This window comes from Salinibacter sp., from assembly GCF_042218895.1.
Classification (GTDB): domain Bacteria; phylum Bacteroidota; class Rhodothermia; order Rhodothermales; family Salinibacteraceae; genus Salinibacter.
Genome location: NZ_JBDGQQ010000195.1, coordinates 1 through 14,599 on the forward strand (window position 1 = coordinate 1; position 14,599 = coordinate 14,599).

Sequence of the window (14,599 nt, forward strand, 5' to 3'; positions counted from 1 at the left end):
CAAGGTGAAGTTCCCCCATGCCGGCGATGATCGTCTGGCCGGTCTCTTCGTCGGTAGTGACGTTAAAGGTCGGATCCTCTTCGGCCAGCTTCATGAGGCCGTTGGTCAGCTTGTCGCGATCGGCCTGGGTCTTTGGTTCGACCGCGATGCGGATGACCGGCTCCGGAAAGTCCATCGACTCCAGCACGACGGGATGCTCCGCGTCGCAAATTGTGTCGCCGGTCTTCAATTCTTTCGGCCCAACCACGGCGGCAATGTCCCCAGCCCGGACCATGTCGATATCTTCCCGGCTGTTCGCGTGCATGAACATCAGCCGCCCGATGCGCTCCGTCTCGTCCCGAGTGGGGCTGTACACACGGGACCCTGATTCGAGCGTGCCGCTGTACACGCGAATGAAGGTGAGCTTGCCGACGTACGGGTCGGTCGTGATCTTGAAAGCAACGGCACTGAAGGGTTCGTCTTCCTTCGACCGTCGGACGATCTCCTCGTCCTCGTCCTGCGGATCGTGTCCCGAAACCGGCGGGACATCATCCGGACTCGGCAGATACTTCGTAACGCCGTCGAGGACCCGCTGCACACCCTTGTTCTTGAGGGCGGAACCGCAGAGCATCGGGGTGAGGTCGCGGTTGAGCGTGGCTTTTCGAATCACGGCCTCCAGCTCCTGCGGCGCGATTTCCTCTCCCTCCAGGTACTTCACTAACAACTCGTCGTCGTACTCGGCGACATTCTCCAGGAGGTTGATGCGCCATTGCTTGGCCTTCCCCTTCAGATCCTCTGGGATATCGATCTCGTCCCACTTCATCCCCTTCGACTCCTCGTCGTAGATGATGGCCTTGTCCCGGATGAGGTCGATAACCCCCCGGAACATATCGCCGGAACCAATGGGGTATTGAATGGGAACCGGGTTGGCGTTGAGCCGGTCCTCCATCATTTCGAGCACATTCTCGAAGTTGGCCCCGGTCCGGTCCATCTTGTTCACGAAGCCGATTCGCGGGACATTATACTTGTCCGCCTGTCGCCAGACCGTCTCCGACTGAGGCTCGACGCCGCCGACGGCACAGAAGAGAGCGATGGCCCCGTCCAATACCCGAAGGGAACGTTCCACCTCGACCGTGAAGTCGACGTGGCCGGGCGTATCGATGATGTTGATGCGGTGGTCGTCCCAGTAGCAGGTGGTCGCCGCGGAGGTAATGGTGATGCCCCGCTCTTTTTCCTGCTCCATGAAGTCCATGGTCGCGGCCCCCTCGTGGACCTCCCCCATGCGGTGCAAACGCCCCGTGTAGAAGAGAATACGCTCCGTGAGCGTAGTCTTCCCGGCATCGATGTGGGCCATGATGCCGATGTTTCGGGTCCGTTCAAGCGGAAAGCTTTCGTTTTTCTTCGTAGCCATATATACCTCTTAATTTGCGTGCTCGGACGCTCCGTCGTGCCCTCGGGCTCGCCAGACGCCCCTGGCGAGCCCAGAATGTTAAAATTGGAAGTGAGCGAACGCCTTGTTCGACTCGGCCATCCGGTGGGTGTCATCCTTCTTCTTCACGGCCCCACCCTCTCCGCGAGATGCGCTGATGAGTTCGCTCGCAAGGCGATTCACCATGCTATTTTCCTTCCGGGCCCGGGCGTACTGGATGATCCATCGGAAAGCAAGTGTGATCCGCCGCTCTGGACGAACCTCCGTCGGGACCTGATAGGTCGCCCCTCCTACCCGGCGACTTCGCACCTCCACAAGAGGAGCAGCATTGTTCACTGCTTTCTTGAACACTTCTAACCCCTCTTCGCCAGTCCGTTCTTCGATTACCTCAAACGTGTCGTAGACGATCTGTTGCGCCAGACTCTTCTTCCCGTCCCGCATCACTGCGTTCACGAAACGCGACACCATGTCGTCGCGGTAGATCGGATCCGGCTGAGTGGTGCGCTTTTCAGCTCCCTGATCTCGTGCCATGACCTGTGCTGAGTGTCGTCAAGAATAACATTAGCAAGAGTAGTCCGCCGGGCGCAGCCCTCCGCCGGCAGGACCCGTCAAAGGCTAGTCCCGGGGCTTCTTCGTCCCATACTTCGAACGTCCCTGGCGTCGGTCCTCTACCCCCGCTGTGTCGAGGGCTCCGCGAACGATGTGGTATTTTACGCCCGGAAGATCCTTCACGCGCCCTCCTCGCACGAGCACAATGGAGTGCTCCTGCAGGTTGTGACCCTCCCCCGGAATGTAGGCAGTGACCTCATTCCCGTTCGTCAGTCGAACGCGCGCAACCTTCCGGAGGGCTGAGTTCGGCTTCTTGGGCGTGGTCGTGTACACTCGCGTGCACACACCGCGGCGCTGGGGAGATCCCTCAAGCGCAGGGGCGTCGCTCTTTTCCTCTTCTGCCTCCCGCCCCTTCCGAATCAATTGCTGTGTCGTTGGCACGTCGAGTATGCGTCAGTGAACAGATCAGTCTGCGGGTAGCGTGCGCCTGTCTCCTTTCGTCGCACGCACAATCGTTAAGTATGGCTCACCCTCCGATCAGGATTCTGAGTGCGGGGAGAAGAAGGGGTGAAAAGGAGAGTACCCGGCTCAGAACGCGGAGAAAAGGGATTCTGGACGGCCCGATTTGATATATCGGTATGTAACGAATGAGCGGTGGTTTTCTCCCCAAGAGAGCAAAGCAAAGGGCGAGCCGCGCTCGCCCTGATCAGCAGCACCGTCCGCTGAACTACGCTTCGTCCTTGCGAGAATGATCTACGGTGCGGGCTTCCCCGTGGTTTCTGACGATGGGTTGCTTGCGTCGGATTCAGAGGAACTTCCATCTTCCTTCCCCGACGGCTTGACTCCGGTGGGCGTGTTCGTCCGTCCGTCCAAGGCAACTGCCACGTCGGCGGATCCAGACTTTCCACCGGGACGCTCCCCAAGGATGTCCCTGAGGGCTCCCGGCCCGAGCGTCTCCTTCTCTAGGAGCGCGTCTGCCATTTCGTCCAGTTGGGCCCGTTTCTTCCGCAGTATTTCCTTGGCTCGTGACTGGACCGCTTCCACGATGCCCTGCACCTCCTCGTCGATGGCCTCGGCCATGGCGTCAGAGTACGGCTTGTCGAACAGCGGGGTGTCCTCGTCACGATTGGACAGGTCATAGCTGAGAGGTCCGACCCGTTCGCTCATGCCGTAGTCCACCACCATGGCGTAGGCCGTTTCCGTGACCTGCTCGAGGTCGTTCTGGGCGCCAGTGGTCACGCGTTCAAGGGCGATCTTCTCGGCCACGCGTCCGCCGAGCGCCGCGGTCATTCGGTCCCTCAGGGCGTCCTCCGAGTAGAGATCTCGTTCTTCGGGCAGGTGCTGGGCGTACCCGAGTGCCGACAGGCCTCGGGGCACGATTGACACCTTCACGATCGGATCGGTGTGCTCGAGCTCCCACCCGACAATGGCGTGCCCCGACTCGTGGTAGGCAATAACTCTGCGCTCCTCCGGGGAGATGAGCTTGTTCTTCTTTTCTAGCCCCGCGATGACGCGGTCGATGGCCTGCTCGAAGTCTTCGGTCTGGACAGTCTTCTTGTCCTTCCGAGCCGCAAGCAGGGCGGCCTCGTTGCACACGTTGGCGATTTCGGCCCCAGCGAAGCCGGGAGTCTGCCGGGCCAGCCGCTCCAGGTTCACTGCATCATCCAGGCGAAGTCCCCCCGCATGGACACGGAATATCTTCTCCCGGTCGATGCGGTCGGGCTTGTCGATGACGATTTGACGGTCAAACCGACCGGGCCGGAGCAACGCCGAGTCGAGCACGTCCGGACGATTGGTGGCTGCCATGATCACGACCCCCTCCTCAGAGTCGAACCCATCCATCTCGACGAGCAACTGGTTGAGGGTATTCTCCCGCTCGTCGCTTCCGCTTCCCGGCCCCCCTCCCCGAGTGCGCCCGATGGCGTCCACCTCGTCGATGAAAATGATGCAGGGCGCCTTCTCCTTCGCACTCTCGAAGAGATCACGGACCCGGCTGGCCCCAATCCCCACGAACATCTCCACGAAGTCGGTCCCGGAAATCGAAAAGAACGGCACGCCTGCCTCCCCAGCGACAGCCTTCGCCATCAGGGTTTTTCCCGTTCCGGGAGGGCCTACGAGCAAGATTCCCTTCGGCAGAGTTCCACCGAGTCGGGTAAATTTCTCGGGCCGTCGCAAGAACTCAACAACCTCGGCGACCTCTTCTTTTGCCTCCTCCAGCCCCGCCACGTCGTCGAAGGTCAAGTCCCCCGCGTCCGAGTCGTTGAGAAGGGTGGCAGTACTGTCGCCGACCTCGGGCGCCTGCGATCCGGTCCGTGTGCGACGCACGAGGAAGACCCCGATCCCGACAATGAGCGCGAGAGGGAGGCCCCACAGAAGGAGCGTTCCGATCCAGTGTTGGTTCTCGACAGCCGTGAACGTGACCGTCGAGGCCGCAGACTCGGCTGCGGTCGTGTTGTATCGGCGAAGGAAGGCGGTCAGCGCGTGGTCGTCCGGCTTGATCGTGCGGAAGGCCCGAGGGGCGTTCCCGTCTCCGAACCCGAGCAGGCTGCCGCCGTCCCGCGGCGTCCCGGGCACCTGTCCGCTCTGAACGGCCTCGGGCGTGTACGTGCCCTTGACCTGCGTGCCATTGATGATCTGGACGCGCTCAACGTGACCGGACTCGACGTGGTCGAGGAACGTGCTGTACTTGACAGTAGGGACATCCGCTGCCCCCCACCTGAGAACGAGGTGCACGACGACCGCAAGAGCGATCGCCAGGTAGATCCAGAGCGCGAACTGGGAGCGGAACAGAGACGACCGGGCCCCCGAGTCGCGGTGTTCTTGCTGCGGGTCGGGACTTGCTCCGGACGAGGTCGGCGTGTACTGCGGCATGAGAGCAGTGCTACCTGGCGTCCTCCGTGCCGAGAGGTTTCAAGATCCGCGTGGAAGACGCGACACGAAGGCGTACAATCCCTGCAGGGGTCATGAAGAGGACAGGTCCCAACCGGCCCCCCCACCGATGGTTCCTGGACTCGACACGGTAGCCGTCCGCGTCTATTTTTGTGCCTTCCGGTGAGCCGGAGGGATCCACGCTTTCGATTTTTCCCGAAGTGGCTCCGGGAGCGCGGTCTTGGCCTGCGCGGCCTGTTGTTCGGATGTGAAGTGGCCGACGGTCAGGTGGTGTTGGGGCTGCGTGCCGGTAGAGTCCGTGACCACCCGCGCAGACCAGCGGTCCGAGAGGCGCTGCTCGACTCGGCGGCGCAGCCTGTCTGCCCGGGCCGCCTCCTCAAACGTTCGCAGGAGCAGGGTCCACCCTCCACGGGCGGAGTCGGCGCGAACCTGCGAGCGGGGTTCAGTCCGCGGAGAGACGGTCGAGTTTCGCGTCCGGGGCTGCCCTCGTTCTGCTCCCGCACGGGCTGTGTCGGCGGAGGCCCGCCGCGGATCCGCAGTGGAGTCCGCCGGGGTCCTCCTTGGGGCCGAGGGCGCTCTGTCCGTAGGGGCGGTCCTGGATGTCGTGGAGGAATCAGGGGCCGCGCCCGCACCAGACGAGGTCTGCGCGGCCGCAGGGCGGGTAGTGGTCGAATCGGTGGTCTGCTGCTTCAGCTGTTTGAGGAGCGACCGGGCCTGCTTCGCGTAGGGGGTCCCCGAGTACTGCTGAGACACGTGCGTGAAGAGAGCCTTCAGCGGATCGATCGGGGACGACGGTCCTGACGCTGCCTGGGCCGAGTCGGGGGTCGTTTCCGGAGCAGTCGCCGCACGTCCCCCTCCTCGCTCCTTCCCTCTGGTGGCACTCGTGTCTGCGCCGGCGGCCTTCACGGTATCCGCAGGCGGAGGCGTAGTGCTATCCGACGCGCTGCTGTCCTTCGGCGCACGCGGCCGCTGGGGCAACCGGCCAGGGGACGAGGCACCGGTAGAGTCGTTGGCTCGGCGCGTCGAGTCCTGGGAACGTGTGTCTCTGCGGGGAGGGCGCTCCCCGGAACGAATCGAAGAGTCGGCCGGCCGTTTGCGCGGAGCAGTGTCGGTCGTGTCTGCTCCCTGCACGGCCTGCGGAGGGGTCGTCGTATCCGCGGTCGTGTCTACCACGGTGCTGTCCGGGGAGGAGACGGGTTCCCGCTTCGAGGCCGTTGTGTCGGGGCGTTCCCCCGGAGCGGATCCGGCCCCGGAATCCGGCGGGGCCAGGCGATCGAGTGACCGTTCCAGGCGGGGTCGCAGATCCTGGGCGGAGTCGCGCTGCAGGGTTCGATGGTAAATCACCCCAGCTGCCAGGAGTGATCGGGGCGCCGCGGTGGTCTGGGGATACCCCTCCGCCACCGTTAGAAGGGAGTCGAACGCAGCGGCCCACCGTCCTGCCTGCCACATTTCATAAGCCCGGGCGTACGCCGAGTCGGCGCGGCTCGTAGCGAGGTCGCCAGCCGAACTCGTACGGTCGAGCCCGAGTTGCTTCCGGGAGCGCTTGGCGAAGGCAGTGCCCGGGTACTCCTCAATCACCCGGCGGTACACGTCCTGGGCCGCGGTGGTGTCTCCTTGTGCCTCGTAGGACTGAGCGAGTGCATAGAGCGCCTTCCGGGCCACAGGGTGGTCTTCATTCTCCTTCAGGACCCGCTTGTACCACGTTTCCGCAGAGTCGGGCCGCCCGGCGGCCCGAAAAAGCGCGTTGCCCAGCTCGTATTGAGCCACCGCACGTCTATCCTCCATTTCGGCCTGACTCGCCGAGTCGCGGGGCACTGCCGAGAGGTCGACGAGGGACTTCGACGGGCCTTGCTGGCCCGACTCTCTAAACTCGTCCTCCTGTTCCTGTCCAGCGGAGGCTGTCGTGCCGCCCTGTATTGCAACCTTCCGTCGCCAGTTGTCCACCAGGGGCCGATCGCCCCATTTCTGGCGGAATTGCCGACGCCCGCGCTGTACCAGCGTTGGATCTCGGTGGAACAGGAAGCCCGCATCAGATCCACGTGTGTCGATGGCAGCGTTCTGAGGCTGCGACGAGTCTTGATTTCGCCCAGCCGTTCCCCTGGTCCGGAACTGCTGATCGCGGCGTTTCTGCGCCTGTGCCTCCTGCTTCTTCTGTCGTCGCTTACGCAACTTCTCCACGAATGCCTGAAACTTGGCCGGATCCATCCGACCGAGGCGTAGCAACGAATCCATGCGCGCCACTGCCTGTGCCCGGTCTGCGAGGCCCTGAAAGCGTTCTGCCAGACTGGCAGCGTCGGAGGGAGCACGAGGAAGGGCTTGGGGCCGCTGTTGGTTCTCCGACCGTCCCCGACCGCCTCGGGACGAGAGCTTCGTCGAAGCCGTGTCGAAGTGGGCCGCGGCCTTCGTGAAGTCTTCGTAGGCGTCCCGGTAGAGGGTACCAAGTTCATAGTGGAGCTCCCCCTGCGTTGCGCCGCTCGGGGTCTCTTCTCCCCGAAGCGTGTTCTCGAGAACCCGCCGTGCCTTCCTGGGCTGCCCTTGCGCCGCGTACAGGCGAGCCCGCACGATGGCCATCTGCCCCCGCATCTCTTTCGTGTCGTCCCCTCGCTTCAGGTCCTCCAGCCGTCGTAGGGCCTCCGCCGCGTTGCCGTGAAGGCCTTGCAGCTCGATGGCGTTCAGTCGGGCCGCGAACTCCAGAGGGTACTTCGGGTCGTAATTCGGAACTTGGCGATAGGCCGCCAGGGCACCGTCGAAATCGTCAAGCGTCTCACGGACCTGGCCGAGGAGAAACGCAGCCCGGGCGGCCGTATCGTCCGGCAGAGCCCCCTCCAGTCCCCGTTCGAGAGCGTTTTCGGCATCCTCCCATCGGTTCTGACGAACGAGGAGCTCACCCCGAACCAAATACATCCGATCCGTCCACGTGCCGTAGTCCGCCTCACTGTTGAGGCCCGCCGCCAGTGCCTCCGCGGCGTCCGCGTACCGCTCCGCCGCGACGAGGGTCTGCGCGAGCCGGAACCGGGCCTCCCCCTCCCGCTCACTTTCGAGCGCGATCACCTCCCGAAATTTCTGGACGGCCCCCACGTAGTTTTTTTGGTAATAGTAGGACCGCCCAATAAGGAGCAGCGCGTTGTCGGCCCACCTCGAATTCGGATGCTCTCGCAGTAGGTCTGCGCACTTCTGGATGGTCTTCTCAAACGATTTTCCCCCGGGACTGGACGGCGGATCGGGATATATTGAGATGTACTGGTCTCGGTCAACGCTCGGCGTCGACTTCTCGACCGACTGAAGTCCCTTCTCGAACGCCTTGGTGGCGTTGTAAAACGTGTTGAAGTAGGCCGTGAAGTCGTCGTACTGGCGACCGATGAACGAGCCGCGCCCGCATCCCCACAGCGCACTGCCCACGACTACCAGGAGAAGGAAGACCCAGGGCAGGCGCACTGAACGATGATCCCGGTGAGAAGGCAGCCACTCCATAACACTGCGCCGTGCAGACAAGGGCCTTCGTCGGATTGTGCAATGATAACCAGGCGGTGAGGATCCTCTACGCTTTCTGTCCTTGCGGCTCGTGCCCGCTGATCTCTATTTCACAGTGCTTACGTGGATTGTGTTGGTCCGTCCCCGTGCCGGAAGGGGCATACCGACTGTGATGACCACTCGGCCGCCGGCCTCCACGAGGTCGTGCTCATGGAGCACCCCGTGGACGCGGGCAATGCCCTGATCGGTGTCTTGCTGGAAGGGAATGTAAAACGCCTCGGTCCCCCACAGAACGCCGAGCCGAGCGACGACCTGCTGGTTGTCCGTGAACGCATAAATGGGCCTTCCGGGACGATGGCGAGCAATGGATCGGGCGGTCGTCCCGGTGTTTGTCAAACAGCAGATGGCCTCCGCCTCGATCTGTTCAGCGAGGCGGCACGCCGTGTAGCTCACCCCGGCCGTCACGTTCTCACTCCGCTCGCGTCGATCAGGCACGATGGTCAGGGACGTCCGCTGTTCGCGCCAGAACGTTTCGGCCTGCCCGATGATCTGATCCATGGCCTCGACGACCCGCACGGGGTGGTCGCCGACGGCCGTCTCGGCCGAGAGCATCACCGCGTCGCTCCCGTCGAGCACGGCGTTTGCCACGTCACTCGCCTCGGCCCGTGTGGGCCGCGGATTTTCGACCATGCTCTCCAGCATCTGCGTGGCCGTGATGACCGGCTTGGCGGCCGTCATGCTGCGGCGGATGAGGCGTTTTTGCGTCTCGGGCACCTCCTCCATCGGCATCTCAATGCCGAGGTCGCCGCGGGCCACCATGATTCCGTCCACGTCCTCCAGAATGGCCTCGATGTTGCGGACGGCCTGCGGCTTCTCGATTTTCGCGATGACGTCGGTGTTTTTCCCGGCCTGTTCAATTCGGTGGTTCAGCGCCCCAATGTCGGACCGTTCCTGCACGAACGAGAGCGCGACCATGTCGACGTCCAGCTCGAGCCCGAACGCCAGGTCCTCCCGGTCCTTTGCCGTCATGGGCGGAGTCGGCGTCTCAAGGGTAGGCAGATTCACGCCTTTCCGCGACCGAAGAGGCCCCCCCTCCACCACAGTCGTCTCCAGTTCGCCGTTATGCCGGCCCGTGACCCGCAGTTCGAGCAGTCCGTCGTCGATAAGAATTCGCTCCCCCTCCTGCGCGTCCCGCGTCAGTGCCTCGTAGTCGATGAAGATCCGGTCCTGCGTGCTCTGCTCCATGGGGGTAGTGGTCACCCTCACCGTATCCCCTTCCTGGAGCATGACGCACCCTCCCTCGACCTCTCCCACTCGGATCTTGGGGCCTTGCAGGTCCTGAAGGATGGTCACAACCTTTCCTTCAGCCTCTGCGGCCTCCCGCACCCGCCGCACGCGCTCCGCGTGCTCCTCGTGGGTACCGTGCGAAAAATTCATGCGGGCGACGTCCATGCCGGCCTGTACGAGACGCCGGATCGTCTCCAGGGATGAGCTTGCCGGCCCGAGTGTGCAAACGATCTTCGTTCGTCGATCCATGTCTGAAAGAGAGCAGTTGACGTGAACGGCGCTGAGCAAAAGCGTGCGATTGAAAAGCAGCCGTTGGGGGGCCGGATCGCCGCGCCAAAGGCCCAGAATGCCGGTCTAGAATGCCGGGTCCAGACCTTCGAATCTAGGGATTCCGTCCATCCGGGGGCGTTGGGGGGAAGGAGGAGGACCCGGAGGAAGCGGTCGTATCCTCGGGCGGGTCCCACCGAGCCCCTCCCGGAAGCTCTTCGGAGCGCGCTGCGGCGCGGGTCGGCGCCTCTAGGGCGCTCGACACCATGATGAGCTCCCCGACGTTTTCGAGCGTCAACAGCCCGACGAGGTGGCCATTCTGCACCACAGGGGCAGTCGAGCAGTCCGCTGTATTCATCCGCTGGAATACCTCGTCGAGGGGAGCGCCCGGGTCGACGGTAAAGAAGTCCTGGTCGGCCACTTCGGTCACCGGCGTATCGCGGTCGTGCTCGGACAGCGCCTCAATGAGCTGTTTGCGGCGAAGAAGCCCCACGATCGTGCCGTTGTCCACGACAGGAAAGTCGTGGTCCGTGCCGGCCAGCAGTTCGTTTACGGCATCGTCCAGGGTGTCCTCCACCCTGAGCGTCGTGAATCGCGTAACCATGGCCTGTCGCACCGGCGTGCCCTCCGTGAAGGCCCGATACATGGCCTGTTTTGACTCCTGCTGGGCCCCCACGTAGACGAACAGCGCGATGAACAGGAGGACCGGATTGAACCACATGATCCCGATCAGGCCGAACAGGAAGGCCATGGCCTGCCCCACGTTGGCCGCTGTTTGGGTGGCGCGGGCGTAGTCCTGGCGGAGGGCCAGGAGGGCCCGCAGGACGCGGCCTCCGTCCATGGGAAAGGCGGGGAGCAGGTTGAACCCCGCCAGCGCGACGTTAATCCACATGAGGGACGGAAGCACGTGGCTGCCCGGCGACTGGAGGGCCCCGGGCGTGAACGTGCCGCCTGCCCCAAAGAGGCCGAGAGCAATGACTGCCGCGATGCCCACGTTGACGGCCGGGCCCCCGATGGCGATCCAAAACTCTTTCATCGGCTCGGATGGAATGCGCTCCATCCGCGCAAGCCCCCCGATCGGATACAGTGTGATGCTCCGGGTGGGCACCCCGAAGTGCCGAGCGGTAAGCGCGTGCCCGAGCTCATGCAGAATTACGCAGACGAACACGGCCAGGATGAGCCCAAGCCCCACCGCGGCCGCCCCGAGGCTCTCGCCCTGAAAATAGTAGTACGCGAAAATGGCGGCGACGAGCAGCAGGAAGGTCCAGTGCAGGAAGATGCCAATTCCGGCGACGGATCCGATCTTCAAGGACCGTTTCATCGGCCTGAGGTGTTGGTCTACAGGTGGCAGGAAGGTGTGAAGGCGGCGCGTGCCCGCGCAGTTCCACCTCACTTGTCGTTGCGCCCGAAACCCCTGACCTTTTCGGGCATCTCGGGGATGCCGGCCCGGAGAAGCATCGGCGTTCGCCCCCGCGGCCCGAGCACAGCGGAACGGGCCCCGCAGAGACACGACTCAGAGTTGGGAGTACAAGCCCGGATAGCGCGACCGACCCTGGACCTCGACGGGCGTCACGGGCGCGTCATTTCCTCCTCAGGGCCGCCCCTCAACGCGGTCGAGTTTCGGCCAGAGGTTTTCCTTCCAGTAGGGGGTGCGGAGCTGTTCGACGAGCGTCATGCGGTAGCGCTCATTCTGCGCCCGCATCTTGAGGAGGAGGCGCTCTGAACCGGTTCCGCGCCAGTAAATCTCGGTCTGAGCACTTTCCTCTCCGATGGGCGACGGGACCGCAGTGTCGTAGGTTACCGTGACGCGCTCGGCCGGGTATGATCCTGCCTCGGTCTCCACTCTCTCAACGCCCCCCCGCACCGCCCGGGCGGACACGTGCTTGCCCTCCTCCGCAACCGCGACGTTGAAAGAGACCGTATCGGTTTCGCTAAAATCGAGGCTCCGAACCAGCATGGGAAGCTGAGCGGGCGGATACGAGTGGGCCTTCACGGCAAACGAAGTGCGGCGGTTGCCATAGTCGTCACTCCGCATCCGCACCTCAATGGGCCCGTCTGGCGTGAAGGCGAGCTCACGGTACTGGTTCGAGCACCAGTCGAAGCTGGTGAACGACTGCTTGAACGGCCGCAGGTTCTCCTGGCGCGCATTGACGACCCAGTTCCGCTTGTACTGATAGGATCCGCTCTCGAGCTCATAGAACAGGGCGTATTTGAAGGCTGAGGTTCCGGAAGACCCGTCGGTCACCTTCGTCATCTGGGATGGGCTGAACCGGTGCTTCACGAGGTACGTCCCCACGAGGAATCGCTGCTCGTTGGGCCGCCCGTACTGGTCCTGCGTGCGGCGGACCTGGTAAAAGGCCACCTCCGCCCGGCCATCGTTCCACAGATCAGCCGTCAGGTAGGCGGAATCCGTGATCGCGGCCGGCTTGGGCTTCGGGGCCGCGGAGGGCCGTGTGCATCCGGTCAAAAGAAGTCCAGCGGTGAGAAACAGGCCAAATGCCCAAACGAGAGCACGCGACATGCAGGAACGAGACAGGTCCGCAGAGAGCGCCGGAGAGGAAGAAGAGGGTGCGTCGGGAACGTGCCGGGGGGCGTTACGCCCTTCGCTGGAGTAGCCACCAGCCTAGCACGAGAAGAAGACCTACGACCACGGAGGCCGTGACGAGGGGCCGTCGCCGGATGGCCGCGCGCAGGGGTCGGGTGAGCTGGAGCTCCACGCCGTCCAAGTTCAGCAGTCGGGCAAACGATCCGGGGCGCGCCCCCGCCCCAACCTGGGCGATGGGGTCCCCGCTCAGGCGCACTTCTGCCGTAAGCCCCGCGATCCGGAGGGCTTCGTGGAGCCGGGTGGTCGTCCGGGTCCGATTGCCCGCAAAGGGACCGGACGTGAGAAGGCGGCGCCCAGCGCGTATGCTCGGCAGGTCCACGACGATGTGATCACCATTCCCCCGAATGTCAATCTCTTCTCCGTCAACGGCGAGCTGTAAGTCGGCGAGAACCTCAAGGGGAAGTGCCATGTGTCGTCCTGTTCGTGAGGGAAGCGTTCGTCGGTCCCAATCCGGAAGGAGCCGACCGGGGCGGCATCGGCAAAGGGGCGCCTCTCTTCCCGAAAGACGCCCCCTGCCGTACTGCCTGGCCTTCGGAAATCGCCCCCGGCAAGACGTTCAGTTTACGAGCCGTTGTCCTTCGTCCGGATTTTCAGGACGCCATCCATCTTCCAGTGCGCGTACTCCGGATCCTCACCGGCCTTGCTGGGCACGAAGAGGTCGAAGTCCTCAAAGTCGTAGGTAATCTCGGCACCACGACCCGTAAGCTTGTCGTACAGGCCAATGGCGAGCTCTGGCCAGGTTGTGGTTTCTTCAACTTCAGCCATGATGGAAAGGAGATCTGTTGTGAGAGAGCAATGGAAATAGAAAGATAAAGAGACGGGCACCAGCCCTTAAACGGCCTATTACGAAATTCGGACGAGAAACCTGGTTCCCGGTCGGCGAAACGTTCTCGTAATGGCAGCCCGGAGTGAGAGCCGACTCTTCGTGCTCAGCAACTCCTGTCCGGGTGTGACCGTTGGGGCAATACTACCCTGCTTTCCAAATTACGTTGACTGTGCATGTCCTCCTCCCCGACCGTTCTTGTGACCGGAGCGACCGGCTACGTTGGGGGCCGCCTCGTGCCCGCCCTGCTCGAAGAAGGGTACAGGGTCCGGTGCTTTGTGCGCGACGCTGATCGGGTTCGGCCCAAGCCCTGGAGCGACGCGGTGGAGGTGGCCGTGGGGGACGCTCTGGAGGCCGGTACCGTGCCGCCCGCCATGGACGGCGTCGACGCGGTCTACTACCTCATCCACTCGCTCGGAGCCGGGGAGGACGCATTTGAGGAACGAGACCGGCGGGCCGCCACCAACGTGCGCCGGGCCGCCGAGGACGCAGGCGTCCAGCGGATCGTCTACCTGGGGGGCATGCGGCCCAAGGGAGAGCGCCAGTCCAAGCACCTGCAGAGCCGGATCGAGACCGGCAAGGTTCTCCGCGACGGACCCGTCCCCGTCACGGAATTTCGGGCCGCACAGATTGTGGGGTCGGGAAGCCTCTCGTTTGAGCTGGTTCGGTACCTCACCGAGCGCGTCCCCATTCTGATCTGCCCACAGTGGGTCCACACGCCGACTCAGCCCATTGCCATCCGCGACGTGCTTCAGTATCTCGTGGCGGCCCTCGACCGGCCGGCCAGTGCCGGAGAAATTGTCGAAATCGGCGGATCCGACGTGTTCACCTACGCCGAGATGTTTGAAATTTATGCGGCCGTGCGGGGCCTGAACCGATGGGTGGTGAACGTGCCTGTCCTCACGCCGCGTCTTTCCTCTCACTGGATTGGGCTCGTGACCCCGATTTCCAACACCATCGCCCGTCCCCTCATCGAAGGCCTCGACAATGAGGTCGTCGTGGATGATCCCACGAAGGCGCACACCCTCTTTCCTGACGTTGAGCCCATTTCGTTCGAGGCGGCCGTGCGGCTCGCCCTGCGCCGGCCCGAGTCCGATACCCTCCCTACCGTCTGGGACCGCCCCGTCTCCTCGGTGCCCACCGATTCCCCGTCGGCGCAGGTGGAGCTCAGCGAAGGGCTCTACCGCGAGGAGCGGACCATTGCCGTGGAGGCCGCTCCCTCACTGGCCTTCGACACCATCGAGCGTCTTGGGGGCGAGACCGGATGGCTCTATGGCGATGCGCTCTGGCGCCTGCGGGG

General features: G+C 63.7%; 11 protein-coding genes. 1 reads left to right on the forward strand and 10 read right to left on the reverse strand.

The features are described 5' to 3' along the window. The 10 genes from fusA to ABEL04_RS15800 all read right to left on the reverse strand — a co-directional run. The coding region (gene fusA, locus ABEL04_RS15755; protein WP_375803358.1) for an elongation factor G at nucleotides 1-1,390 on the reverse strand (1,390 nt) is incomplete at its 3' end. Between the two features lie 78 nt (nucleotides 1,391-1,468). After that, nucleotides 1,469-1,939 carry a 30S ribosomal protein S7 gene (gene rpsG, locus ABEL04_RS15760; protein ID WP_375803359.1) on the reverse strand — a complete coding sequence of 157 codons (471 nt, stop codon included), beginning with the start codon at nucleotides 1,937-1,939 and terminating at the stop codon, nucleotides 1,469-1,471. Between the two features lie 84 nt (nucleotides 1,940-2,023). Next, nucleotides 2,024-2,398 (reverse strand): 30S ribosomal protein S12, encoded by a 375-nt coding sequence (rpsL, locus tag ABEL04_RS15765; protein ID WP_375803360.1) that lies wholly within the window; start codon nucleotides 2,396-2,398, stop codon nucleotides 2,024-2,026. A gap of 312 nt (nucleotides 2,399-2,710) precedes the next feature. Then, nucleotides 2,711-4,828 carry an ATP-dependent zinc metalloprotease FtsH gene (gene ftsH, locus ABEL04_RS15770; RefSeq protein WP_375803361.1) on the reverse strand — a complete coding sequence of 706 codons (2,118 nt, stop codon included), beginning with the start codon at nucleotides 4,826-4,828 and terminating at the stop codon, nucleotides 2,711-2,713. Between the two features lie 162 nt (nucleotides 4,829-4,990). Then, nucleotides 4,991-8,317: a tetratricopeptide repeat protein gene (locus tag ABEL04_RS15775; RefSeq protein WP_375803362.1), complete on the reverse strand. Its 3,327-nt coding sequence runs from the start codon at nucleotides 8,315-8,317 to the stop codon at nucleotides 4,991-4,993. 105 nt (nucleotides 8,318-8,422) lie between these two features. Beyond that, a complete protein-coding gene (pyk, locus tag ABEL04_RS15780; protein ID WP_375803363.1) occupies nucleotides 8,423-9,853 on the reverse strand; it encodes a pyruvate kinase in 1,431 nt (476 codons plus the stop codon). 133 nt (nucleotides 9,854-9,986) lie between these two features. Continuing rightward, nucleotides 9,987-11,192, reverse strand: coding sequence for a site-2 protease family protein (locus ABEL04_RS15785; RefSeq protein WP_375803364.1), 1,206 nt, complete (start codon nucleotides 11,190-11,192; stop codon nucleotides 9,987-9,989). Nucleotides 11,193-11,462: 270 nt separating this feature from the next. Beyond that, a complete protein-coding gene (locus ABEL04_RS15790; protein WP_375803365.1) occupies nucleotides 11,463-12,392 on the reverse strand; it encodes a hypothetical protein in 930 nt (309 codons plus the stop codon). Nucleotides 12,393-12,465: 73 nt separating this feature from the next. Further along, nucleotides 12,466-12,885, reverse strand: a complete 420-nt coding sequence (locus tag ABEL04_RS15795) for a hypothetical protein (RefSeq protein WP_375803366.1) — start codon at nucleotides 12,883-12,885, stop codon at nucleotides 12,466-12,468. A gap of 152 nt (nucleotides 12,886-13,037) precedes the next feature. Then, nucleotides 13,038-13,241 (reverse strand): hypothetical protein, encoded by a 204-nt coding sequence (locus ABEL04_RS15800; RefSeq protein WP_375803367.1) that lies wholly within the window; start codon nucleotides 13,239-13,241, stop codon nucleotides 13,038-13,040. A 234-nt stretch (nucleotides 13,242-13,475) separates the two neighbouring features. On the opposite strand from ABEL04_RS15800, the gene ABEL04_RS15805 reads away from it, so the two are divergent. Beyond that, nucleotides 13,476-14,599: NAD(P)H-binding protein (locus tag ABEL04_RS15805; RefSeq protein ID WP_375803368.1), on the forward strand; the 1,124-nt coding region annotated here is incomplete at its 3' end.